The organism is Novosphingobium sp., assembly GCF_039595395.1.
GTDB lineage: Bacteria > Pseudomonadota > Alphaproteobacteria > Sphingomonadales > Sphingomonadaceae > Novosphingobium.
The window spans coordinates 77,136-101,624 of record NZ_JBCNLP010000005.1; the positions used below are offsets into that span (position 1 = coordinate 77,136).

Annotated in this window: 22 protein-coding genes; 8 read left to right on the forward strand and 14 right to left on the reverse strand. The window is 64.9% G+C overall.

The features are described 5' to 3' along the window. Positions 1-29: 29 nt before the first annotated feature. From ABDW49_RS19775 to ABDW49_RS19785, 3 genes are all read right to left on the reverse strand, one after another. Positions 30-926 carry an alpha/beta hydrolase gene (locus ABDW49_RS19775; RefSeq protein WP_343614534.1) on the reverse strand — a complete coding sequence of 299 codons (897 nt, stop codon included), beginning with the start codon at positions 924-926 and terminating at the stop codon, positions 30-32. A 3-nt stretch (positions 927-929) separates the two neighbouring features. Further along, a complete protein-coding gene (locus tag ABDW49_RS19780) occupies positions 930-1,328 on the reverse strand; it encodes a cytochrome c family protein (protein WP_343614536.1) in 399 nt (132 codons plus the stop codon). Positions 1,329-1,531: 203 nt separating this feature from the next. Beyond that, the gene (locus ABDW49_RS19785; RefSeq protein ID WP_343614538.1) at positions 1,532-2,965 is read right to left on the reverse strand and encodes an MFS transporter; all 1,434 of its coding nucleotides are present in this window, start codon (positions 2,963-2,965) and stop codon (positions 1,532-1,534) included. Between the two features lie 273 nt (positions 2,966-3,238). Here ABDW49_RS19785 and ABDW49_RS19790 point away from each other — a divergent pair, with 273 nt between their 5' ends. After that, the gene (locus ABDW49_RS19790) at positions 3,239-4,498 is read left to right on the forward strand and encodes an MFS transporter (RefSeq protein ID WP_343614540.1); all 1,260 of its coding nucleotides are present in this window, start codon (positions 3,239-3,241) and stop codon (positions 4,496-4,498) included. Here the strand turns inward: ABDW49_RS19790 and ABDW49_RS19795 are convergent. Both ABDW49_RS19795 and ABDW49_RS19800 read right to left on the reverse strand, forming a co-directional pair. After that, positions 4,480-5,655, reverse strand: coding sequence for an MFS transporter (locus ABDW49_RS19795; protein ID WP_343614543.1), 1,176 nt, complete (start codon positions 5,653-5,655; stop codon positions 4,480-4,482). The genes ABDW49_RS19790 and ABDW49_RS19795 overlap by 19 nt on opposite strands. A gap of 163 nt (positions 5,656-5,818) precedes the next feature. Then, entirely contained in the window at positions 5,819-7,303 is a 1,485-nt protein-coding gene (locus ABDW49_RS19800) for an NAD-dependent succinate-semialdehyde dehydrogenase (protein ID WP_343614545.1), read from the reverse strand. 330 nt (positions 7,304-7,633) lie between these two features. On the opposite strand from ABDW49_RS19800, the gene ABDW49_RS19805 reads away from it, so the two are divergent. From ABDW49_RS19805 to ABDW49_RS19825, 5 genes are all read left to right on the forward strand, one after another. Next, a complete protein-coding gene (locus ABDW49_RS19805) occupies positions 7,634-9,865 on the forward strand; it encodes a TonB-dependent receptor (RefSeq protein WP_343614547.1) in 2,232 nt (743 codons plus the stop codon). Between the two features lie 184 nt (positions 9,866-10,049). Continuing rightward, positions 10,050-10,757, forward strand: coding sequence for an isochorismatase family protein (locus ABDW49_RS19810; protein ID WP_343614550.1), 708 nt, complete (start codon positions 10,050-10,052; stop codon positions 10,755-10,757). Further along, complete coding sequence (locus ABDW49_RS19815) at positions 10,754-11,638, forward strand: polysaccharide deacetylase family protein (protein WP_343614552.1); 885 nt, start codon at positions 10,754-10,756, stop codon at positions 11,636-11,638. Before ABDW49_RS19810 ends, ABDW49_RS19815 begins: the two co-directional genes overlap by 4 nt. Continuing rightward, positions 11,635-12,573 (forward strand): polysaccharide deacetylase family protein, encoded by a 939-nt coding sequence (locus ABDW49_RS19820; RefSeq protein ID WP_343614554.1) that lies wholly within the window; start codon positions 11,635-11,637, stop codon positions 12,571-12,573. Before ABDW49_RS19815 ends, ABDW49_RS19820 begins: the two co-directional genes overlap by 4 nt. Next, positions 12,560-13,579 carry an NAD(P)-dependent alcohol dehydrogenase gene (locus ABDW49_RS19825; RefSeq protein WP_343614556.1) on the forward strand — a complete coding sequence of 340 codons (1,020 nt, stop codon included), beginning with the start codon at positions 12,560-12,562 and terminating at the stop codon, positions 13,577-13,579. The genes ABDW49_RS19820 and ABDW49_RS19825 overlap by 14 nt, the downstream gene beginning before the upstream one ends. A 4-nt stretch (positions 13,580-13,583) precedes the next feature. On the opposite strand, the gene ABDW49_RS19830 is transcribed toward ABDW49_RS19825, so the two are convergent. Both ABDW49_RS19830 and ABDW49_RS19835 read right to left on the reverse strand, forming a co-directional pair. Next, positions 13,584-14,327: a GntR family transcriptional regulator gene (locus ABDW49_RS19830; RefSeq protein WP_343614557.1), complete on the reverse strand. Its 744-nt coding sequence runs from the start codon at positions 14,325-14,327 to the stop codon at positions 13,584-13,586. A gap of 95 nt (positions 14,328-14,422) precedes the next feature. Beyond that, positions 14,423-15,604 carry an MFS transporter gene (locus ABDW49_RS19835; RefSeq protein ID WP_343614558.1) on the reverse strand — a complete coding sequence of 394 codons (1,182 nt, stop codon included), beginning with the start codon at positions 15,602-15,604 and terminating at the stop codon, positions 14,423-14,425. Positions 15,605-15,825: 221 nt separating this feature from the next. Here ABDW49_RS19835 and ABDW49_RS19840 point away from each other — a divergent pair, with 221 nt between their 5' ends. Both ABDW49_RS19840 and ABDW49_RS19845 read left to right on the forward strand, forming a co-directional pair. Then, the gene (locus ABDW49_RS19840; RefSeq protein WP_343614559.1) at positions 15,826-17,469 is read left to right on the forward strand and encodes an alpha/beta hydrolase; all 1,644 of its coding nucleotides are present in this window, start codon (positions 15,826-15,828) and stop codon (positions 17,467-17,469) included. Further along, entirely contained in the window at positions 17,466-18,803 is a 1,338-nt protein-coding gene (locus ABDW49_RS19845; protein WP_343614561.1) for an MFS transporter, read from the forward strand. Before ABDW49_RS19840 ends, ABDW49_RS19845 begins: the two co-directional genes overlap by 4 nt. 38 nt (positions 18,804-18,841) lie before the next feature. Here the strand turns inward: ABDW49_RS19845 and ABDW49_RS19850 are convergent, their stop codons facing one another. From ABDW49_RS19850 to ABDW49_RS19880, 7 genes are read right to left on the reverse strand one after another with little or no spacing between them, the layout of a single operon-like run. Continuing rightward, positions 18,842-19,567: a hypothetical protein gene (locus ABDW49_RS19850; RefSeq protein WP_343614563.1), complete on the reverse strand. Its 726-nt coding sequence runs from the start codon at positions 19,565-19,567 to the stop codon at positions 18,842-18,844. Positions 19,568-19,589: 22 nt separating this feature from the next. Then, a complete protein-coding gene (locus ABDW49_RS19855) occupies positions 19,590-20,240 on the reverse strand; it encodes a hypothetical protein (protein WP_343614565.1) in 651 nt (216 codons plus the stop codon). Between the two features lie 15 nt (positions 20,241-20,255). Beyond that, positions 20,256-21,101: an alpha/beta hydrolase gene (locus ABDW49_RS19860; RefSeq protein ID WP_343614567.1), complete on the reverse strand. Its 846-nt coding sequence runs from the start codon at positions 21,099-21,101 to the stop codon at positions 20,256-20,258. Continuing rightward, positions 21,098-21,979 carry a VOC family protein gene (locus ABDW49_RS19865; protein WP_343614569.1) on the reverse strand — a complete coding sequence of 294 codons (882 nt, stop codon included), beginning with the start codon at positions 21,977-21,979 and terminating at the stop codon, positions 21,098-21,100. The genes ABDW49_RS19860 and ABDW49_RS19865 overlap by 4 nt, the downstream gene beginning before the upstream one ends. Beyond that, entirely contained in the window at positions 21,976-23,337 is a 1,362-nt protein-coding gene (locus tag ABDW49_RS19870; protein WP_343614571.1) for an MmgE/PrpD family protein, read from the reverse strand. Before ABDW49_RS19870 ends, ABDW49_RS19865 begins: the two co-directional genes overlap by 4 nt. Beyond that, the gene (locus ABDW49_RS19875; protein WP_343614573.1) at positions 23,337-24,164 is read right to left on the reverse strand and encodes an SDR family oxidoreductase; all 828 of its coding nucleotides are present in this window, start codon (positions 24,162-24,164) and stop codon (positions 23,337-23,339) included. Before ABDW49_RS19875 ends, ABDW49_RS19870 begins: the two co-directional genes overlap by 1 nt. Then, positions 24,161-24,469, reverse strand: a complete 309-nt coding sequence (locus ABDW49_RS19880; protein WP_343614575.1) for an REDY-like protein HapK — start codon at positions 24,467-24,469, stop codon at positions 24,161-24,163. The genes ABDW49_RS19875 and ABDW49_RS19880 overlap by 4 nt, the downstream gene beginning before the upstream one ends. Between the last annotated feature and the right edge of the window lie 20 nt (positions 24,470-24,489).

The window sequence follows — 24,489 nt, forward strand, 5'->3', positions numbered from 1 at the left end:
GAAGGGCGGCCCACCAAGGCCGCCCTTTCCTATTTCATCATCAAACGTACCGGCAGATTGGGGCTCACCGCAGCATCGAGCCTGACCCGGGCCCGGTGATCCCCCCTGCCATAGGCCGCGAGGAAGAGACCGGCGATGCGGTTCGCGTCCTTGATGCCCTGAACCGCGGGCGGCCCCTTCTGGCTGAAATCGCAGATCAGCCCGCCGAAATAATGGCTTACCCCTTCCAGCACCAGCCCATAGCGATGCCCACCGGGAGCCGCCGCCTCATAGGCGTCGAGATGGGCCTTCCACGGCTCAGGCTCTTTCGGATCGGCGCCCGGCATCACGTCGATCGTGCCGGTCTGGATGATGGCGGGCACGGCGAGCTTGCCATACCCCTCCTTCGTGATCAGCACCGGGATGGCCGGCGGCGGCGAAAAGGCGATCACCGCCCTGGCCTTGCCGTCGCACTGCGGTCCGGTCCAGCCGGGCGGGGGCACGCTTTGCGCGCCTCCCAGCACCAATGCCGTCAAACCGCCATAGGAATGACCCATCGCCACATAGGGAACGTGGCCGATATGGTCGGTCAGTGCCGCGAAATCCTCAAGCCGTGCCTTCCATGAAGCCAGACCAGGATAGTGGGCCGTGTCGGGATGCTCGCGCGAATCGACATGCAGCGGGGCCAGAACACGCCACCCCGCCGCCACGACCGGCCCGAGGATAAGGTCATAATAGTGGGGTGCCGAGGCCGCACCGTGGCTGAAGAGCACTGTGCCCACCGGTGTTCCGACCGGGTTCCACTGGGTGACGGTGATGCGCCGCCCCCCCGGGCCGGTCAGGTCAAAGCGGCTCGGCGCGGGCATGGCCTGCGCCATGGCGGGCGCGCCCATCCAGGCAACACCAGCCGCACCAAACGCCATGGCGGCGCGACGGGACAGCCGCATGGTTCAGTTGCCCTTTCTGAGATAGGCGATGATGGCCTTGCGATCCTCGGGCTTTTGCAGACCGGGGAACATCATCGTGGTGCCCGGTACCAGTCGCTGCGGTCCGGTCAGCCATTTGTCGAGCGTCGCCTCATTCCACACCAGGCCCGATTTCGCGAGCGCCGGGGAGTAGTGGAAACCGGGCACCGAAGCCGCCTTGCGGCCCACCACGCCCGACAGGTTGGGGCCCACCTTGGCACCGGCACCCGGCTGGAACGCATGGCAGGCAGCGCACTGCAGAAACAGCACCTTGCCGCGTGCTGCCGGATCGCTGACCTGTGCCTGCGCGCCACTGGTCAGCGCGAGACCGGCGACAATCGCACCGGCGACCGAGGCCCAGTGCTGGAAAACTTTTACCTTCATCTCATTGCTCCTTCATGTCGCCGGCCACGACCGCGACAATTGTCCTGACGGACAAGGCCACACCGCACCGCAAGCTGCGGCCTTGTTCGAAACTGCGTCGCGCTGTCCGCTTGCCATGGTCCAGCAAGGCATGATGCCGCGATAGGGACAATCAAAAAGCGCGCGGCAACCTATCTCCGCAGAGCGAACAGGCACGGCCTGCCTCAGAGCGAGGCCGGGGGCGTTGCCGGCAAGCGGTAGCGACTGAACACGGCAAGCGCGAGCAATTGCATCGTGGCCGGGATCACGCTGTAAAGCAGCACGATGCCGGTGACCGCGTGGGGCGTTTGCTGCCCTGCCCCCCCGGTGGAAGAGACAAAGCCGAAAGCGCTCATCACCAGCCCGGCAATTACGGGCCCCATGGCAAAGGCCAGCTTTTCCAGCGCGGAAAACAGCCCCGCGAAAACGCCTTCATTGGCAACGCCGGCCAGACGCCGCTGGTAATCCACCGTATCGGTCATCATCGAGAGTGCCAGCAGAATGAAACCGCCGTTGACGATGCCGATGACAACAGCCCGCACCAGCACCAGCACATGCTGGGTGCCCAGCGCCTGTCTGCCGATATGGCCGATGACATCGTCGGCGGGGCGCACCCATAGCCAGGTGACCGTCACCGCCACCCAGACCAGCGCCGCCGCGACATAGGCCCGCGGCTTGCCGATCCGCCGGGGCAGCCACAGCCACAGGGGCTGCGCTGCCAGACTGGCGATCGACATGCACAGGATGAACAGCGGGATCAGCCAGATCGCCTGAATGGCATAGAGGAAAACGAAGCCGATCACCGTATAGCTGGCCGCCTGGCCGATGTTCGACACGAAACTGGCCAGCAGCAGGACAAGAAATGGCCGGTTCCGGCGCACCACCGCCAGTTGCTGCATCAGACTGCCCGGAACGCTGCCCGCCAGGATGAGCGGCACACGGCGCATGCCCGTGGCCGTCACCAGCATTGAAACGAGGCAGACCGCGCCCAGCACATAGCTCATCATGTGCCACCCCCGCGCGCCACCGCCGAAATGCTCGATGAGCGGCTGGGCCACACCCACCCCCACCAGCACGCCGATGATGGCAAAGACCATGCGCAGCACCATGATGCGGTTGCGCTGATGCGGGTCGCCCGACAGTTCGGCCGCAATGGCCAGATAAGGCACGGAGTAGATGCTGAAGGCGGTGGACCCGATAAAAAACAGGCCGCAGATGGCCAGCGCCGCCAGCCAGGGGCTGGGATAGGAGGTGCCGGCAAACAGCGCCACAAAGGCGAGTGCCGTGCCCAGGGCCCCGGCCATGAGAAAGGGCGTGCGGCCATGGCGCGCCTTGACCCGGTCCGACCAGGCCCCCACAAGTGGATCACACAGGATCAGCCACAGCTTGGGGCCCAGCACCACAAGGCCAGCCAGCCACGCCGGAACGCCTAGCATGGTCGTCATGAACAGGGGCAGCAGCACAGCCGGCGTGTCACGAAACACCTGCGCCCCCAATTGACCGATGCCGTAACGCAGGACGACACCGCCCGGCACCGTGTCGGGCACCGCTCGCGCAGGACGCACAGGCTCGCCACCCCCTGCCTGATCGTAGCCGGACATCGGCGAGGACATGGTCATGAGGCTTGTTCCTGATCGAGGGCGGGCGACAATTCGCCGATGACACGGGGCAAGACAGCAGTCATCCTATCCAACGATGGGCAAGGGGAGAAGGCACCGCAACTTATCCGCCCTGCGGAGAGCCCGGCACGGGGCGGCATGGATCTTGCCGTTGCTGAAGAGAATCTGGGTTGGCCGGGCGCCTATCCGCTCTACGGATGGCGGGAGGACGGGCGTTGCCCTCGGGCGGCCTTACCATGCGAACTCCTGCCGCAACCCTGACAAAGGCTGGCCATGACCGATCACAATCACACCGCCTTGGGGGAATTTCGCCGGGGATGGGGCATCATCCTCTCCGCGCTTCTGGGCATCGGGCTCGGGATGGCCTCGCTGCCCACCTATTCCATGGGGCTCATCACCCCTCTGCTCGTCAGGGATTTCGGATGGTCGGTGGGGCAGATCATGGTCTGCCTGTCGATCATCACGCTGATCTCGATCGGCGGCGCGCCGGGCTTTGGCTGGCTTACGGAAAAATATGGCGCGCGGCGCATTGTGCTCATCGGCCTGCCACTATGGGGCCTGAGCATGGCGGCGCTGGCCCTGTCGAACGGCTCGCTCACCCGCTTCTACCTGACATGGGTGGCGATCGGCCTGACCGGATCGGCGACGCTGCCCATCACCTTTACCCGCACGGTCAACCGCCGGTTCGACAAGGCCAAGGGGCTGGCGCTGGGACTCTCGATGATGGGCACCGGACTGTTCGGCTTTTTCGGCAAGCCGGTGCTGGCACTGGTGTTGAACGATCATGGTTGGCGGGCCGGATTCCTGCTGCTGGGCGCCCTGCCGGTGCTGGTGGCCTTTCCCGCCGCCTTTCTGCTGCTGCGCGAGGATGAAAGGACCCTGCCCGATGGCCATCATGTGCCTGTCGAACGACCGGGCCTGTCCTTGGCGCAGACCCTGCGTGACTGGCGCTTCTGGCTGATGGCCGCGGCTTTGCTGCCGGTCTCCTTCGCGCTGGGCGGACCGGTTCCCAACCTCGAACTCATCCTGAGGGACGGCGGCCTGACCCCGGCGGCCATCATCACGGTCACCCCGCTCTTCGGGCTGGCATCGATCACCGGGCGGCTGGCGGGGGGCTGGCTGCTCGACAGGATCTGGGCGCCCCTAGTGGCTTTCGTGCTGCTGTCCCTGCCGGCGATCAGCCTGCATTATCTTGGATCGGGCGGGCTGGACGTTGGCCACGCCCGCGAGGCGGTGTTCCTTCTGGGCTTTGCGCTGGGCATCGAATATGATGTGGTGGCGTTCATGACGGCGCGCTATTTCGGCCTGCGCGCCTACGCTCCCATCTACGGTCTGCTGTATGTCTGCTTTGCCGCTGGCGCGGGCCTGTCTCCGGTGATCTTTGGCCATGACCATGATGTGCATGGCAATTTCAACCGCATGCTCACCGCCTGCGCGGTGCTGCTGGTAGTGTCGGCGGCCAGTTTTCTGTTCCTGGGCCGCTATCGCAGCTTCCCGGCGCCAAAGCCCCGCGATCACTCGCCAGTGCGATAGGGGCCCAGACGGACGATCAGCACCACCACCAAAACCAGCGCGACGGCCGAGCCGATCAGCGCCGCGCGGTACCCGCCTGTCGTATCCACACTGACGCCGAACAGCGAGGGGCCCAGAGCCGCGCCAAGGCAGAACACGCCCAGAATAACGCCATAGGTCGCGCCGTAATTGCGCATGGCGGCATAGCGGCTGGTGAAAAAGGCCAGCATGTCAACCTCGGCCCCGGCGGCTAGACCCAGCATCAGGGCCGCTGGCAGAACCGGTCCGCCTGTCAACAGCAACACGCAGGCTAGCGAGGGCAAGGCCATGAAAGCGGCTGAAACGTAAGGCGCGTGAAACCGGTCGAACAACCAGCCCACCACCACCCGCGCCATGATAACGGCAACGCCAATGCTGGCCGCCATGCTGGCGGCAGACACAGGCGCCATGCCCCGGTCAACCAGCATGGGCACCAGATGAACGATCAGCCCGGCAACAACGACCCCGACCAGGAAGGCGATCAACAGCGTGATGCCGATCGGCCGGTTCCACTCAAAGCGCCCGGCGATGATCTGGCGCGTCGCCATCGGCGTGGCCTGCTTCATCGTGAGGCTGAGCGCCAAACCCACCTCAGCCGAAGCGCCGGCCATGACCCTTGTCGCCTGCCGCCAGCCATCTGCCGCGAACATCGGGCCCAAAAGAGCAGGGACAAGCGCCGCCGCCAGCCCCGTGCCCACCAGCATCAGCCCCAGTGCCAGTCCACGCGCCTTGTCGAACCGGGCGGCCACCATTCGCGCCCAGACGGCAGGTGTGGTCGCGCCGCCCGCCAGCGAGATGATCAGCCACAGTCCATACCATTGCCAGACCGACGGATGGGCAAGCGACATGGCCAGCAGCGCCAAGGGCATCGCCAGATAGGAAGCCAGCACCAGCCAGCGCACTCCCACCCGGTCCACCATGCGGCCAACCAGCGGAGCCGAAAGGAAAATACCCAGTTGCTGAAACATGGCCGCGCCCGACACCTGCGCGCGCGTCCAGCCAAATTCCGCCTGAACCGGTTTGATGTAGAGGCCCAGCGAATAGAAGCCGATGCCCATGGTTCCAAAGCCCACGCCCAGCGCGGCGGCCAGCACGATCGGCCAGTGACGGATGAGTTCTTCGCGCTGCGAAGGCGACATGGTATCCTGCATGGCGCCCATGGTGAGCCAGGATGGGCCGGGCAGCAAGCTGGCTGGCGCGAATGTTCCGACAGACGGATGGCCCGCATCAAGCTATCCGTCTGCTCATCAAGCCCTTTCCACCCCCTCTGCCATGGGCGCCGGTTCTTCTGAGCCGCTGCCGTCAGGCATTAACGGCCATGCACACCATCTTGAGGTTCAGATAATCATCCATGCCATAATGCGACCCCTCGCGGCCCATGCCTGACTCCTTGACACCGCCAAAGGGCGCAACTTCTGTCGAGATCAGCCCGGTATTGACGCCGACCATGCCATAACGCAGCGCCTCGGGCACGCGCCACACCCGGTCGTAATCGCGGGTGAAGAGATAGGAAGCCAGGCCCGCATCGGTGTCATTGGCCAGCGCAATGGCCTCCTCCTCGGTCTCGAAGCGGACCAGCCCGGCGACCGGCCCGAAAGTCTCCTCGCGGCAAAGCAAGGCGTCAGAGGGAACATCGGTGATGACGGTGGGCGCAAAGAAGGTGCCCGCGCCATCCAGCGCCTTGCCGCCGGTCAGCACCTTGCCCCCGCGCTGCACGGCATCGCTGACATGGGCCCTGGCCTTTTCAACCGCGCGGGCGTCGATCAGCGGGCCCTGATCGGCAGGCCCGACAAGGCCAGCCCCCACGGTCAGGCCTGAAACCCGCTGAGCCAGACGCTCGGCGAAAGCATCATAGATGCCTGACTGCACGATCAACCGGTTGGCGCACACACAGGTCTGGCCCGCGTTGCGAAACTTGCTGGCGATGGCTCCTTCGACCGCAGCATCGACATCGGCATCGTCGAACACGATGAAAGGCGCGTTGCCCCCCAACTCAAGGCTAACCCGCTTGACCGTTTCCATGCAGCGGGCGGCCAGTTTCTTGCCAACGCCCGTCGAGCCGGTGAAAGTGAATTTGGCAATACGCTTGTCCCCGGTCAGCACCTCGCCGATGGGCGCGGCATCGCCGGTGACCACGCTGACCACGCCGGCCGGCACGCCGGCCTGTCCCCCGAGCCAGGCCAGCGCCAGTGCGGAGAGCGGCGTCAGTTCGGAAGGCTTGATGATGATCGCGCAGCCCGCCGCCAGCGCCGGGCCAGCCTTGCGCGTAATCATCGCCAGCGGGAAGTTCCACGGCGTGACGGCCGCCACGATGCCCACAGGCTCCTTCCGCACCAGAATGCGGCGGTCCTGCTGGTGAGGAGTCAGGACGTCGCCGGTGATGCGGCGGGCCTCGTCGGCAAACCATTCGAGGAAGCTGGCGGCATAGGCCACCTCACCCCGCGCCTCGGCCAGCGGCTTGCCCTGCTCGGCGGTCATCAGACGCGCAAGGTCCTCCTGATGGGTCATCATCAGATCGCCCCAGCGGCGCAGCACGGCGCCGCGCGCCTTGCCCGTCTGGCGGGCCCAGGCGGCCTGGGCGGGCACGGCGGCATCGACAGCGGCGCGCGTTTCGCCCGAGCCCAGATTGGGCACATGGGCGACAAGGCTGCCATCGGCCGGATTGGTCACGGCCAGTTGCTGTCCGCCGCCCACCCACTGGCCGCCGACAAAGGCCTGTTCGCGCAGCAGTTGCGGCTGTTGCAGGGCCAGCGCGGCGTGCGAGGCGGCACGAGATGTAGGCGTCATGGATGTTTCCTTCGGAAGATATGGCAGGGCGCAAAGATATGCGCATCTCCGCATGCTCTTGCCCGTCGGCAATCGTCTGCCGAGGCTTTTCCGCAGGCCGGATAGGTGCGTAGGTCAATATGGCGCAGCGGGGTGGTTTGGGATGGATAGACGCGTGTAGTGCGCCTGCGAGATTTGACGTATTGATAGTTCAAAAATGCAGCATTTCCGCCCTGCCTTTTTTGGATGCGGCGCAACATAGCCTAACAATCGCACTTTATTTTTGACATATTGGTATACCAATATACCTTTTCTCCGGCATCCAAAAATGGAATCGCACGGGGGAAAACCATGAGCCGGACCCATCTGTTTGCCTGCACCGGCCTGCTTGCTTTTGGACTTTTCGCATCGCCAAACGCACAGGCTCAAGACCAGTCCAAACCCGACGACACGCAACAGGCGCAGCCTCAGCAGGGCCTGGGCGATATCGTCGTGACTGCGCAGCGCCGCGCCGAAAAGCTGCAGGACGTTCCCGTTGCGGTCACCGCTTTCAGCCCGGCGCTCATCCGCCAGCTCAACCTTACCGACGCGATCAGCACCTCCAAATTCGTGCCCGGCATGATTTCGGGCCACAATGCGGGCCTCGGTTCGGCCAACGCCTATTATCTGCGTGGCCTTGGCAACAGCCAGTCCACCGCCACCTTCGACGCGCCGATCACCACCTATGTGAACGACATCTACATCGCGCGTCAGAACGCCAACAATTACGCTTTCTTCGATACCGAGCGGGTCGAAATCCTGCGCGGACCGCAAGGCACGCTGTTTGGCCGCAACACGACAGGCGGCGCGATCAATGTCATCCTGCGCAAGCCCGCCGACCATTTCGGCGCCAGCGGCGAGATCACCGGCGGCTCTTTCGGCCGTGTCACCGCCAAGGCGACGGTGGACACGCCCATCTCGGACAAGGTGCTCACTAAGCTGTCAGGCTATGTCATTTCGGACGATGGTTATCTCAAGAACATCACCACGGGCGAAAAGCTGAATGGCGAGAAGAACTGGGGTGTGCGCGGCGACCTGCGCCTGCTGCCCACCTCGAACCTGACCGTAGACCTTTCGGCGGAATATACACGCAATGCCGGGACCTATGCGGGCCTGCGCTCGGTTTCAGGAACCAGCCCCTATCTGGTGAACAGCACCACGGTTCCCATCTTCTACGAAACCGCATCGGGTCTGGCCCGCACGGATTGCACGCAGAACAACATCAACACCCTGCTCACCACCGGCAAGGGCAGTTGCAACCTGACCAAGGTGAACGCGATGGGCGCCAATGTGCGCTATGACACGGGCGCTGGCACCATCGATTACATCGCGGGCTATCGCCACACCAACCAGGGTTACAGCGTCCAGTATGACGGCAACACCGTCAATCCTTACGCCGGCTACATCATCGTCGACAATGGCCAGAACGATCAATGGTCGCAGGAGCTGAAATACAATGGCTCGCTCTTCGATGACCGGCTGAACCTAACGAGCGGCGTGTTCTACCTGCAGGAAATCACCAACGACCGGCAGACCACCTTCAACGGCGGAACCACCGCGTTCAAGGCGGTGCAGGATTCGATCTACCGCTTCAAGGCCGAAACCGCTGCCTTCTACGCCCAGGGCGATATCAAGCTGACCGACCCGCTGACGCTGACGCTGGGCGGCCGCTACACCTGGGAAAAGAAGACGCTGCACTTCGCCCCCTCGCCCACTTTCGCGGGCCTGGGCTATGGCGACGGCGCCGTGCAGGCCTATGGCATTCCGCTGGCGCAGAGCATCAACAAGTTCACCCCGCGCGTCGCCCTCAACTATAAGGCGGCGCGTGATGTGATGGTCTATGTCTCGGCCACCAATGGTTTCAAATCGGGCGGATGGAATGGCACGGCCGCCGTGCCCAGCGCTGCTGTGACCTTCCGACCGGAAAAGACCTGGTCCTATGAAGCGGGCCTCAAGTCGGAATTCTTCAACCACAAGCTGCGGGTGAACGTCACCGGCTATATCGCGCGCACCACCGACCTGCAGGCGACGGCGGCCGTCATCAGCCCGGTCACCGGCATCACTGCCCAATTGCCGTTCAATGCCGGCACGCAGTTGGTCAAAGGCGTGGAAATCGAGACATCGGCCAAGCTGGGCGACTTCACCCTTTTCGCCAACCCCTCCTTCATGGACGCCAAATACACCTATATCACGCCAACGACGACCGTCCTGTCCACCACGCTGACGCCGGTGCGCGCGCCCAAGTTCCAGATGAGCAGCGGCGGCCTGTATGAAAAGTATATTCCGCAGCTCAAAGGCACGATTGCCCTGTCTGCGGCCTGGCGGCACAATTCGTCCTATTGGGTCTCCGTACTCAATACGGCGCATACGCAGACCGAGAATTTCGTCGATCTCGGCGCGACCTATCGCTTTGCCGGCGACAGGGTGAGCATCGGCTTCGACGTGTCAAACCTCACCGACCAGAAGACGGTGACGGCCTATTTCCTCTCGCTCTTCCCGGGCGATCCGCGTCGCTATACGGCGCGTCTCAAGTTCAAGATTTGAGCCAGCCAAGGCGCTGCCGGTTTGAAGCCGGCGGCGCCTTAGGCGCGCCTGTCCTCCGGCAGGCGGATAAATCAGGCGCTGGAGTGGTCACGCTGCGGCGGCGCGGGCAGCCTGCGCTCCACGGCAGCAGAAAGGGCAGCCCCCTGCCCCTTCTTTCCGCACTATCGGCAAGCATGAGGGCAGCATGGACATAATCGGCACGCGCATGGTCAGCGACGGCAAGACCGCACGCCAGATCTTCGAGGAGGTGATGGCCAATCCCGCGCGATCGAAATTCGGTTTCGGCGAGAAGCTGGCGATCGTCAACATCGATTTCCAGAACGCCTATACCCGCATCGACCGCTACAAGACGGCCTATGAGACCGACCCGCGCCAGATCGAGTATGTGAACAGGATCAGCGCCCTGGCCCGCGCCAAGGGCATGCCGGTGGTGTGGACGCATGTTGCCTATGCCGAGGATGCCAGCGACGCCGGCGTCTGGGGCACGCGCACCAACACGCCCGACAGCCTGCAAAACATCAAATATGACAGCGACCGCCATGCCTTCGACGAGCGCTGCGACATCCAGCCGGGCGACATGGTCAACACCAAGCGCATGCCCTCGCCCTTCTTCGAAACGCCGCTGCAGAGCCTGCTGGTGTGGCACAAGGTGGATACGGTGGTCATCACCGGCGGCTCCACCTCAGGCTGCGTGCGCGCGGGTGCGGTGGACAGTCTGAGCCGTGGCTATCGCACCATCGTGCCCATCGAATGTTGCGCCGACAAGCACGAGAGCTATCACTTCGCCAATCTCACCGACCTTCAGCTCAAATATGCCGATGTCGAGCCGGTGCAGACGGTGATCGACTGGCTGGAGAGCCGCCCCGATGCCCCCACAGGAGGCGCAGAATGAGGGAAGGCAGCCCGGACCCGGAACTCTACGAGTTCCAGCCCTATCGCGGTCGCAAGCCCATCGCCTGGCCCGGCGGCAAGAAGGTGGCGGTGTGGGTCTCGCCCAATCTTGAATATTACGAGATCGACCCGCCCGCCAATCCGCACCGCAAGAGTTGGGCCAAGCCTCACCCTGACGTGGTGGGCTACAGCCACCGCGACCATGCCAACCGGGTGGGTCACTGGCGCATGGCCGAGGTGATGAGCAAGCATGGCTTTCCCGGCTCGGTCAGCCTGTCGGTGGCGCTGTGCCAGCATCATCCCGAGGTGGTGGCCGACGCCAATGCGCGCGGCTGGGAATTCTTCAGCCACGGCATTTACAACACGCGCTACTCCTATGGCATGGATGAACGCCAAGAACGCGCCATCATCGAGGATTCGATCCGCACCGTGCGCGAGGCCACCGGGCAGACCATTCGCGGCTGGCTGGCCCCGGCGCTGACGCATACGCCGCGCACGCTCGACCTCATCGCCGAATATGGCATGGATTACACCTGCGACCTCTACCACGACGATCAGCCCTTCCCGGTAAAGGTCGCCAAAGGCTCGCTGATTTCGATGCCCTACAGCCTGGAGGTCAACGACCACTACGGCTTCTTCATCTACAATATGAGCCCGCGTGAGTATGCCCAGACGCTGATCCGCCAGTATGAACGTCTGGCGAGCGAAGAGAGCGGCACGGTGATGTGCATCCCGCTGCACAGCTACCTCATCGGCCAACCCCACCGCATCGGCGCCTTCGAGGAGGTGCTGCGCCATATTGCTGCCGATGGGCGCGCGTGGATTACGCGCGCGGGTGACATCGCCGACGCCTGGAAAGCCGCGCAGGAGGACGGACAATGAGTCTCGACCCGACTTATCTGGACTATCCCAAGCGCGCGCTGGGCTATGACCACGCGCTCTATCCCTACAGCCCGCTGCCAAGCCGCACGCCGCTGCACTGGCCGGGCGGCAAGCGTCTGGCGGTGTGGTTCACCGTCAGCCTCGAATGGTTCCCCATCACCCCGTCGGACAAGCCATTCCGCGCGCCGGGCCACATGCAGACCGCCTATCCCGACTATCGCCACTATACGAGCCGGGAGTATGGTACGCGCGTCGGGTTCTATCGCCTGCTGGACGCTTTCGCCAAGGTGGGCGCCAGGGTCAGCGTGGCAGCGAACAGTGCGATTGCCGAGCGTTATCCGCAGGTGATCGAGGATATCGCCAGCGCGGGCCACGAAATCGTCGCCCATTCCACCGACATGAACGGGACCATCGCTTCCACGCTGCCAGTGGAGGAGGAACGCGCGCTGATCGAGCACAGCCTTGCGGCCCTGACAGCGGCCAGCGGCCAGCGGCCGCGCGGCTGGCATTCCATCGCCCGCTCGCAAAGCTTTGCCACGCCCGACCTGCTCAAGGAAGCGGGGCTGGACTATATGGTCGACTGGGCCAATGACGAGATGCCCTATGCCTTTGCCAACGGGCTGGTGAACATCCCGCTCAACCACGAACTGTCCGACCGCCAGATCATCAACGTCCAGCAGCAATCGGTGGACAGCTATGCCCAGCAGGTGCTCGATGCCTGTGACTGGCTGGAGCGTGAGGCGCAGGAACAGGGCGGCGGGCGGATGCTGCCGCTGCACATCACACCCTACATCATCGGCCTGCCCTATCGCATGGACAGTTTCGAACGCCTGCTGGCCGATCTGGCGGCGCGGCCCCAGACATGGTTCGCGCGCGGCGGCGACATTTTCGATGCCTTTGCGGCAACACAAGGATCATCCCATGAAAGCCTATGAACTCGGCCCGCAGACCGGGCTGGACTCGCTGCGCGCGGTGGAGCGCGAGAAGCCCCGGCCCGGCTTTGGCGAGGTGTTGCTCAAGACCCGCATGGTCGCGCTCAACAACCGCGATGTGCAGGTGCTGGAAGGGCGCTATGGCGCGAAAAAGCCCGACGACCGCATTCCGCTGTCCGAAGGCGTGGGCGAAGTGGTCGAACTGGGCGAAGGCGTGGCGGGCCTGGCCGTGGGCGACCGCGGGGTCTTTGCCCATTTCGCCAACTGGATCGACGGCGCCTTCGCGCTCAGCCATTTCGGCACCGATTACGGCATGACGCATGACGGCTGGCTGGCGCAATACATCCGCGTGCCCGCCGCCGCGCTGGTGAAGGTGCCCGAGACGCTGAGCGACGAGCAGGTCGCCCCATTGGCCTCCTCGGCACTGACGGCATGGCATGCGGTGGTCGAGGTCGGTCAGGTCAAGGCCAGCGACACGGTGCTGGCGCTGGGCACGGGCGGCGTGGCCATCTGGGCCTTGCAGATTGCCAAGGCCCATGGCGCGCGCGTCATCATCACCTCGTCAAGCGATGAGAAGCTGGAACTGGCCCGCAAGCTGGGCGCCAACATCACCATCAACTATCGCACTCATCCCGATTGGGAAGCCGAGGTGATGAAGGCCACCCAAGGCGCGGGCGCCGACATCATCGTGGAAACCGGCGGCTATGATACGCAGGCCAAATCGATCCAGGCCGCCGCCGCCAATGCACGCATCAGCTTCATCAGCGTTGCCCCGCGCGAGGGTACACCGGCCATGAACATCGGCCTCGTCATCTTCAAGAACCTGGTTCTCAAGGGCATTGCCGAGGGCAGCCGCGCGATGCTGGCCCGGCTGGTGCGCACCATAGAACAGCACAACATCGCGCCCGTGATCGACAGCACCTTTGCCTTCGATGAGGCGCCTGCCGCCTACGCCCGTCTGAAATCGGGCGGCCATGTCGGCAAGATCCTGATCCGCGTTTCGGGCTGACCTCTTACCCCTTGGCCAGCTTGGGCAGGTTCAGATCCATGCGGATATGGAACCTGTCCGAGCGGTAATGGGCATGGGTGAGCAGAAAAGGCACCTCCTGCGCGTCAAAGACCAGACGGGTGATGCGCAGCAACGCAGCGCGCGGCTCGATGCTCAGCGCCTCGGCCAGCACGGTGTCGGCCTGATGCGCGCCGATCGTCTGCTCGGCATGGGCGGCGTGGTAACCCGCATCGTCAAGAATGCGCAGCAAGGGCGCGCGCACCAGCGCCGTCTGGGTAATCACCTTCTCCAGCCGCGCGGGCGCATAGGAAACGACATAGCCCAGCGGCTCGCCATCCAGGCAGCGCACGCGCACCGCGCGCACCACCTTCTCGCCCTCCTCCAGCTTCAGCGCCTTGGCCACGGTGAGCGGCGGCGTTTCAACCGCCACCTCGATCACATTGACCACCGTGCCCTGCCCCAGCGCCATCAGCGAGTCGACCGCCTGATCGATGTTCGCCTCGATCGGCTTGGCGGGCGTGCGGAAGGTGACACAGGTGCCGATGCGGCGTTTGCGCTGAACGAAGTGATGCTCGGCCAGATCGTTCAGCACGCGACGCGCCGTGATGCGCGACACGCCATACGTCTCGGACAGGTCCTGTTCGGTCGGCAAAAGGCTGCCGAAGGGGCGCTCACCCGACAGAATCTCGTCGCGCAGTTGCAAGTAGATCTGGTGATACAGCGGCACCGCCGCTCCACGATCAACCACGAATGCATCCCCTGTTAGCCACGCCCTACCGGCGCTCTACGCATAAGTGGCCGAATTGACAATTGTATCAAGGGGAGGATGAATGAGAAACGCGCTCAATCGCGCCCCTCGGGATAGGGGCCCATGGCCAGCAATAACAGGGAACCGGCCAGAATGCAGCCGACCCCGCCCCACAGCGCTGGGTTATAGCTGCCCGTCACATCGAAGACATGGCCATAGATCGCTGGACCAAGACCGCCTCCGATCGCGATGACGATGTAGAATACACCATAAATCGAGCCATATTCGCGCCGCCCGAAATAGCGCGCGATAAGATAGGCCAGCAGGTCGAATTCAAACCCTGTGCCCAGCCCCATGCCGATGATCGAGAACAGGGCCGAGCCGCGTGTAAGCCCGCTGCCCGCCAGCAGGGCATTGCCCAGAATGGGCATGGCAAACACCACAAGCGCGCTGCCCGGCGCCCACAGCCGGTCAAGCAGCCAACCGCCCCCCACCCGCCCGGCGATAACGGCCAGACCGAAGGCCGACGTGATCGCCCCGATCTCCGGCAAGGTGAAATGGTACGATTTGAGGATGTTTTCCATGTTCGGCGTGGTGGCCGTCAGGGCAAAGGCCAGCAGCAGAAAGGCGGCCGCCATGATCCAGAACTGCCGCTGACGCAGCGCCTCGCGCAGGGTGAGGCCATTTTCCTGCGCCATCGGCTCGCCATCGATCACTGGCGTGCCGGTCAGGGCTGGCTCACGAAACAGCCAGAACAGCAGCGGCGTTGCCACCAGCACCGGCAGCGCGCCCACCACCGCCACAGCCACCCGCCAGCCATGGGTGAGGATCAGCCATGCCATCACCGGCTTGACGAGAAAGGCCGTCAGCCCCGTGCCCGCGCTCACCACGCCCAGCGCCAGCCCCCGCTGCTGCGAAAACCAGCTGTTGATGATGCGTGTCCAGGTCGCGGTCAGCGTGCCCGCGCCCACGATGCTCATCACCACCCACTGGGCGTAAAACAACATCAGAGAACCATTGGCCAACGCCAGACTCATGAAGGCAAGGCCAAACAGCGGCATGGAGACGAGTGCCACCCTGCGGGCACCATAACGGTCGAGCGCGAAACCCGCCGCCGGGCCCGACAGCACCACGACCAGTGATTGCACCGTCACGCTCGTCATCAATTGGGTGAAAGTCCAGCCAAATGATTTTGCCAGTTCGGGCGCCATCATTCCCACGGTATAGAAGGGCAAGGGGCTCAACCCCAGTGACAGGCCGATCATGCCGGCGGCCACGACTGCCCATCCTCGCGCCGAATCCTGCCTGTCGGAACCTGGCGCAACAGCCATCATCGCCACAATCCTTCAACTGATCGCCACGCGGAGACTGTCTCGCGCGCGGCGCTGGACAGGTTCCCATCCATGACACAGATTTGAGTTCATACTATATCAAATTCCTGTGTCGCTACGTGATCCATCCCATACCCTGTCCATGCGGGAGACTGTGACATGACCTTATGACCGATACTCGGACACACGCAACGCACACCCCCTGGCCCGTGCACAAGGCCTATGCCATGGTCGCCGGGCGCGCGCTGCACTATCAGCGCTGCGGTCAGGGTCCAGCGGTCGTGCTGCTGCATGATTCGCCACGCTCCTCGCGCCTGCATCTGGACACGATGCAGGCGCTTGCCCCGCATTTCACCGTCTATGCGCTCGACACACCCGGCTATGGCAATTCCGATCCACTTGGCATCGAAACGCCCACGATGGAGGATTTTGGCAGCGCCCTGCGCGCCGCGCTCGATCATCTCGGCCTGACGCGGGCACCGCTTTATGCCACCCACACCAGCGCCAAGATCGCCCTTGCCTATGCCGCCGATGGCTGCGCCGCGCCCCTGCTGGTGCTTGACGGGCTCTCCATGCCTGAAACGCTGGCCAGTGCCGATTTCATCGCCCGCTACATGCGCCCCTTCGCGCCGGAGCCCAGCGGGGCCTATCTGGCCAGCGAATGGACCCGCATCCGCGACATGCTGCGATGGTTTCCCTGGTTCTCTACCGACCCGACCCGCCGCGTTCCCGTCGATGGACCGGACGGGGCCTGGCTGCTCGATTACAACATCGACCTGTTCAGCGCCGGGCGCCATTATGCCGACGCCTATGCCGCCGCCATGCGTTACGATCCGGCCCCCGCGCTGGCCCGGGTGAGCGTGCCTACCCATGTCGCCGCGCGGCAGGACGATGTGCTCCACGGCTTTCTGCCGCGCGCTGCGGCCTGCGGCAACCCGCTGGTCCGCACAACAAGCCTGCCTGCAGACCGCGCGGCATGGCTGGGCTGGCTGATCGACACGCTGGGCGCCGCGGCAACCCAAACCCCGATGCCGGCCCGGAAGGAGGATGCGGCGCGCCGCTATACATCCCATGCTCATGGCCAGATCCACTGGACCCTTCACGGCGAGGGCGCGCCATGGCTGGTGCTGAGCGCGCCCACCACACTGCATGCCCATCCCTGGGCGCAAAGCCTGCCCGGCCTCACCCTTGTCCCCGACCTCCCCGGCTCTGGCGAGAGCGATCCCCTGCCCGGCGAAGACATGGTGCAGGCGTTGGTGGACGGGCTGGAGCAACTGGGCGTCAAGCGCGGGCGGGTGCTGGCCTGCGGCCTCGCCGCGCCTCTTGGGGCGCGGCTCGCCACGTTGATGCCGGTGGAGCGGCTGGTGATCGACGGCCTCCCCCCAATCGACGCGGACCATGTGGCTGCCTTTGCCGATGGCCTGTGCCCGCCCCCGCCGTTCGACGATCACTCGGGCAGCCACCTGCATCGCATCTGGCACATGCTGCGCGATGGCGAGGTGCAATGGCCATGGCATGACACATCGGCCCGCGCCATCCGTCGGCTGCCGCCCCAGTTGGACCCCGACGCTCTGCACATGGCGCTGACCGCTGTGCTGAAGCAACCCGCTTCCTGGGGCGATGCCACCCTTTCTGCACTGGCCTTGGCCCCCTCGGTCTGGTCGCGGGTCCGAACGCCCGTCATCGCCTTCACTCATCCCGATCCGGCCTACGCCCCTGCGCCCGCGCTGGCTGGCCTTTGCGGTGCCACAATGCTCCCCCGCCCCGACACAATCGCCGAGGCCGCCTCTCTCCTGATGGAGCACGCATGAACCAGACCGCCCAGCGTCCGCCCCTGCCCGCCGCGCGCGTGGCATGGTATGCCGTCATCCTGCTGACGCTGGCCTACGCGCTGGCCATTCTCGACCGTGTGTCGATCTCGCTGCTGATTGTGCCGCTGCAGAAGGCACTGGCGATCCATGATACGCAATTTGGCCTGCTGCAGGGCATGGCCTTTTCCATCGTCTATTCGCTGCTGGGCCTGCCGCTGGGCATGGCGGTCGACCGGCGACGGCGCGTCCCCATCCTGGTGCTGGGGCTAGCCCTGTGGAGCCTCGCCACCGTGGGCTGTTCGCTGGCGCAAAGCTTCCCCCAACTGTTTCTCGCCCGCATGCTGGTGGGCGTGGGCGAGGCCAGCCTGGTGCCCGTTGCCACCTCGCTCATCGCCGACCTGTTCAGCCCGGCCATGCGGCCCAAGGCCTATGGCATCTTCGTGACCGGCTCCACCTTCGGCACGGCCTCGGCCATGGCGCTCTCAGGCCTGTTTCTGGGCTGGGCCGATGGGTTGATCCACGGCCTGCCCACAATCTTCGGCGCAATGCAGCCATGGCAGATTGTCTTTATCCTGTGTGGCGCGCCGGGGCTGGTGCTGGCGCTGCTGATCGCCGCCACCGTGCGCGAACCGGCGCGGCAGGGTCAGGCCGGCATCGGCGCGGTCAGTCTGCGTCCACTCCTTGCGCTGATGGCGCAGCGGCGCACAGCCTATGGCTGCTTCCTGCTGGGCTCGGTGCTCAACCTCACCTCCATCTACGCCATCGTCGGCTGGTTTCCCGCATTGTTCATCCGCGTGCATGGGTGGAGCGCGGCCTTCACCGGCAAGGTGCTGGGCATGTCCAGCCTGCCCATTTCGCTCTTCGCCGCCATCAACAGCGGATGGGTCATCGTGGCATTGGCAAGGCGTGGAGCCAGCGATGCGCCGGCGCTGGTGGCGGCGGCCTGCGCGCTTTCGGGGATCGTGTTCGGCGTTCCGGCCTGCCTTGCCTCTTCGGCATGGGTGGCGCTGGGCTGCTATCTGCTCAACGCTCTCTTCGTGAACTGGAACACCTCGGCCGTTTATGCCGGGCTGGCGCAGATCACCCCCAACGCCAACCGCGCACAGGTGATGGCGGTGCACACCATACTCTCAGGTCTTGTCGCGCTGACGTCGGGCAATTTCATCGTCGGCTTCTTGTCCGACCATGTGTTTCCCGGCCACAAGGGCATAGCCCCGGCGCTGGGCACGCTGTTTTTCGTCTGCGGACTGGGCTCGTTCCTCTCGCTGATGGCCGGGCGACGCGCTTTTCGCGAGGCCGCCGCCGCACAGGAGGCAAAGGAAGGCATCGTCTGACGGCTAAAAGGGGCAGCCGCGCGGCTGCCCCGATCCGTTCAGCGGGTCAGCTCGACCAGCTCGTACCATGTCTGCATGTAGCCGCCGACGCCCCCCTGCACGAAGATGGCATCCTCATCAGCCGTGACCCACACGTCATAGGGCGGATGGGCATGACCGCCCACGCTCACCATACCGCCATCGGGATCGGTGAACTGGTAGTGATAGCATGCGAAGGTGCCTGCCTTCACCGTCACCGTCTCGGTGCCGACATAGCCCAGCTTGATGATCGATTCCGCGATGAAGGGCGGCGTTGCGCCGCGATGGTCGGGCGAGGGCAGGAAGCAGCGGAAGTTGCGCGGCTCTGTGGTCGAGCGGTCGATCTTGCGGGTGATATAGGCGTCGGCGACGATGGGATGCGTGCCAAAGCCGTCATAGCTGCCCACAATGGGCATGCGCTGCGACACGCGACCAATGCTGGGACCATAGCTTTCGCATTCTACCGCGTCAGCCGTGAAACAAAACCAGCCAGAACCCATGAAAGCATCGCCCACCGTCAGACGCACGAAGCAGTCCATCGGCATGTCGAGCTCGTCCATGCTGTAGACGATGTCGCGGTGCACGGTGGGAGCGGGCTCGTCAATCTCGCAGCGCGCGCGCAAGGTCTTCTTGCCGTCGCTGTGGTGGGTCCAGGTGAAGGTTTCGCGGCCGCGCTCCTCGCCTTCGCGCCCCGGTTTGCGGGACGTGTAGGCGATGGCGCCCGAAATGGTGCGGTGCTTTTGCAAAGAACTTCTCCTTTGAACGGGGTCAGACAGGGGTGCCAATCCCCAGGAAACAGGCGACCAGCACCAACACCCAGATGACCTGAACGGTGGGGGTGGTGCGGCCCAACACGCGGCGGATCGTCTCATCGGTTTCGGGGGTGGCGCCCGTTGCCTTCATGGCGATGATGGCAGGGAACAGCGGCACGAGTTGCACCCGCACGATCAGCCCGATGGCAATGCAGGCTGCGAGCACCAGGAATTTGAGCGCGATGAACAGCGGCAGGGCGAGCGCCCCGGCCAGCCCGGCAGCGCCGGTGCCTGCCAGCGCGGCCAGCACGAGGTAGCGCGTGGCAATGTCCACCTTCTTGTAGGCAGCGCCTGCCGGACCATGTTTGAGATGCACCGTCCAGGCCAGCGCGAGCCAGGCCAGAAACGCCAGCCAGACCAATGCCAGCCAGCCATGAGGCAGCGGCAGCCAACCCTTCATCACAGCCAGGGTGAAGCCAGTGGGAAAGGCCAGTATCAGCGTGGTGCGCGGCGCCATGTCGATGTTGTTGAGGATGGTAAGCGCCATCATCCGCTCATTGACCGGGCGGCGCGGGTCGATCAGAAAGCGCGCGCTGTAAAAGGCGCCAAGGTCCCCGCCGAGCCAATAGATGGGCACCAGCAGATGCAGCAGGGTGAGTAAAGTCAAAGTCCAGTCCATGTCTCAGCCCCCGGTGTAAAAAGTCATCAGCGCGGATTTTCGCCGGGCGCGGAAATCAGCATCGTCGAAGCGGGGCAGTTGGGCATAGGCCGGTTTGGGCAGCGCATGGGCCGCCTGATGCGTGCCCGCCACGAGCGGATCGTTATCCGCTGCGACAACCAGCGCGGGCACGCTGACCAAAGGCATGCGGCCCAGCGCATCCCATTGGAACGCGGCGCGGTAATTGCGGTGATAGGTCCTGGCGCCCTTCAGCACCTCCAGCACCCAGGCGTAGAGGTCATCGGGATGGGGCAGCCCGCCGATGCGCTGGTGCGCCCTGTCCCGCTTGTACCAGGGGAAGAACAGATACTGGTCGCGGCAGAATTGGAAGATGCGCTGGAGGTAGGTGCCCTCAAGATCGGGCGTGAAAGGATGGGCGTAATGCTCCATGATATCGGCCAGTTCGTCCGGTGCCATCACGCTGATCCCGTCCAGCACCACGCCCGCCACGCGCGCCGGCGCCATAATGGCGAGCTCTGCGGCGATGGCCGCCCCGGTGTGCGAGCCATAGACATGCACCCGCTCCAGCCCCATCGCGTCCAGAAAGGCCAGATAAGCCGCCGCCATATCCGGCACGGTCAGTTCTTCGGGCCCCAGCGGCTCGCTGTCGCCATTGCCGGGCGTATCGGGCGCGATGACGCGCGTATGGGGCGCGAAATCCGCAACCAGTCCCAGTTGCTGGCGCGAGGAACCGGGCGAGGCATGAATGACCAGCAGCGGGGCGCCATCAAGCGCTCCCTCGCCCGCCTCACGGTAATGCATCTGCCCATGGGGCAGATCGACAAAGCCGCGCCTGACAGTCTGACTCATGGCTCGATCACCTCCAGCAGGGCTCCCTCTGGCGTGGCGAGCATCCCGACCCGGCGCCCGCGGTAGAGCGGCCCCTCCAGCACCATCGGCGCCACCGCCCAATGGGTGCTCAGCCGCGCGAAATCGGGGTGGGTCATGGTGGTGATGGCAACGCCGGGGGGCAGTTCGCCCGCCACGCTCTGGCGCGCGGTGGCGCCTGCCGGATATTGGTCAAGCTCAAGGAACACTTCGCCCTGCCACTTGGCGGTGACGAGTTCCACCTTCTCGCCCTCGGGCAGGTTGAAGCTTCTGGAAATCATCGAATAATGGATGGCGACCGGGTCGATCACCTCCAGCCCCAGCACATCCTTCACCCATTGCGCACCCGCGCGCAGATCCGGGCAGGCCAGCACCATGATGAAAGGGCGGTCCACCAGCGAGGTCGGGCTGGGCAGGCCATGTTCCGGACCGATCACCAGCATCTGGGTCAGATAGACGACCTCCTTGTCATCCCCGCGCACCTGCATGGGCTTCACCGTCGCAAAGCCGTCCAGATTTTTGGGCGGACCGATCACCTCGAAGGGCGAGGCGATCATGCGCTCGTGCACCGCCTCAACATCGGTGACGCACAGTTCGATGGCCGCCCAGCCAAAGCTGCGGATCGGCTCGTAACCCGCCACCGGTGTGCCCTGCACCAGCCGCAGGAAAGTGTCGGCCCCCGAGGCGGGCTGCAACAGGGCATAGGGTTGGCCCACGCTGGCCGGCGCCATCCACAAAGCGCCCAGCGCCTCACTAACGACGCCTTGCTCCACGAGGCGGTAGTCCATCCATTCCACGTAACGGTCCGCAGCGCGGGCCACATCGGCCACCACATGGGTCGCGCATCTCAGCAAGGTCATCCCATCACTCCCGTCTGGCGGATGGCGGCGAGGGCATCTGGCGCCCGCGCAAAGCCGGGCATGGCCAGCGCCAGGCCATCCGCAATCTGTTCCAGCCCCGCAAAGGCGAGGCAGCTTTTCGCCTTTGCGGCATGCTCGTCGGGCGCAAGGGGCCAGGCAGGCGAGCCGAACTGCGCCTCCACCGTCTCGATCATGGTCGCCCCGTCCACCAGATGCGCAACGGCGCGGGCCGGTACGAAAGCCGCCGCATCGCTGTTGCCATCATCCAGCACGCGGACCTTGGCGGCGACGGCCAGCACCGCCGGGTCATCCAGCGCGGCGCGCGAAAAATCGGCAAGGCCGATGCCGCCGCGCACCAGCACGCCGGCCACCAGATAGGCCAGGCACAGCCTCGCATAGCCCGGCTCCATGCCAGCGCGCGCCGAGCGACCCACCAAGCGCTGGATCAGCGGCGGGGCATGGTAGTCGAAACGCTCCAATGCCGCGGCGGTCAGGCCCCGCGCCATCAAACGTTGCATGGCGACGATGCCGCCATGGCCCGCCCGGCCTGTGGGGAAGGGCTTCCAGCTCACCTCGGTGATGCGATGCCCGTGGCCTAGCAAGGCGATGGCGGCATCCAGTTCCTCGCGCACCTCGGCCAGCGGGAAATAGCCGAAGGGGCCGACCAGCGGGTCCCGCACACCCGGCATGCCCGCCACGGCCAGGTCCACCGCCACCAGCGCGTTGCGCGCGGCGGCCGCCACCTGCACCGGCAGGGCTGGCTTGCCTTCCAGATGCGCCTGCATCGTGCCGGACATCAAAGCCAGCGCATGGCCAAAGGCATCGAGCGCCACCTCACGCGGCAGGCCACGTAGCGAGGAAATGCCCACCACGCAGCCAAAGATCCCCGCCGTGGCCGGGCGGAAGAATTTGAGCGGCCCAGGCGCGGCCAGGCCCAGCGTCACCGCCACATCCACCCCCGCGACGATCGCGGTCAGGAACCGCTCACCGGTCACCGGCGCCCCGCGCCCGGCCTCGGCCAGAAGCGCGGCCAGCAGCGTTGCCATGGGATGCAACACTGCCGATTCGTGAACGCAGTCAAACTCCTGTCCATGGATCTGAAAAGCGTTGACGAAGGCCGCCGATGCCGCTGGCAGTCGCTGTCCGGGGCGACCGAGGATGCCAGCCGTATCCCCCGCGCCCCAGCCCTGCACCATGGCAAGGATGGCGTCGGCATGGGCCGCGCCCACACCCGCCGCGCCCACCGCCAGCGTATCGTGCAGAAAGGTGATCGCCTGTTCGCGCGCCTCCGGGTGGATATGCTCCCACCTCAGGGCCAGCGCGTGGTCGATCAACCTTTCCGCCGGATTGGCTGTCATCAGTGCGGCTCCTCGCCGCCCGAGACATTCATGCTCTCGCCCGTGATATAGACCGCATCCTCGCTGCACAGGAAGGCGACCGCCGCGGCCGTATCACCCGGCAGGCCCGGTCGGCCCAGCGGGATGCGCCCGGCCATGCGCTTCAGATATTCCTCGACCGAAAGCCCCTGAAGCTGGGCAAAATGTTCGTTCTGCCAGGCGCCAAGGCCGGTGGTGACATGGTTGGGGCAGACATTGTTGACGGTGATGCCATGCTCGCCCAACTCGATCGCGGCCGAGCGGGTGAGCCCCACCAGCCCGTGTTTGGAAGCGGTGTAGGCCTGGGCATGAGGAAAGCCCGATTTGGCGGCCTGGCTGGCGATGTTGACGATGCGTCCGCCGCGCCCCTGCCTCACCATCACCTGCGCCGCCGCCTGCAGGCCAAACCATGCGCCTGTCAGGTTAACGTCGATGACGGCACGCCAATCGGCGGGGGAGACGTCCGCCAATGGCTTCATGATATAACCAATGCCTGCGTTGTTCACCCAGATGTCGATGCCGCCATGGGTGGCCACCGCATGGTGGGCCAGCGCCTGCACCTGATCGGGATCGCGCACATCGCATACGCAGGTGCTGGCCGGGGACGGCAGGCTGGCGGCAATCGCCTTCATCTCATCCGTGCCGCCAATCATCGTCTCGGGCGTGGCGGCATCGCGGCTGGCGCCGATGTCGGAGATGACCAGGGTGGCTCCCTCCTCGCTCAGCCGCCGGGCGATCGCCTCGCCCAGGCCACCCTTGCGGCCCGAACCGGTAACGACCGCCACCTTGCCAGCGAAACGCCCGCTCACGCCGTGATTTCCCGCGTGGTGAGGAAGGTAACATCGACCATTTCATTGAAGGCTGCTGCAACCGCCTGCATCGCCTCGGTCGCCACATCACGGCCAAACTGGTCCATATCGGCGACGTCGATCACTTCGATATAGCCGTAGGGCGGTTTCGCATCGCTGCCGAGCAAACCGGTGGCCTCGAACACGCGGAACCCCGCGATCGACCCCAGGGCGTTGACGGTGGGAATATCCACTGTGCGCGCCCATTGAGCATAGGCTTGCGGGTCCACGCCGGGCTTGAGGTTGAACAGGGCGAAAATGCGCATGGCCAGCTCCTGATGATGCT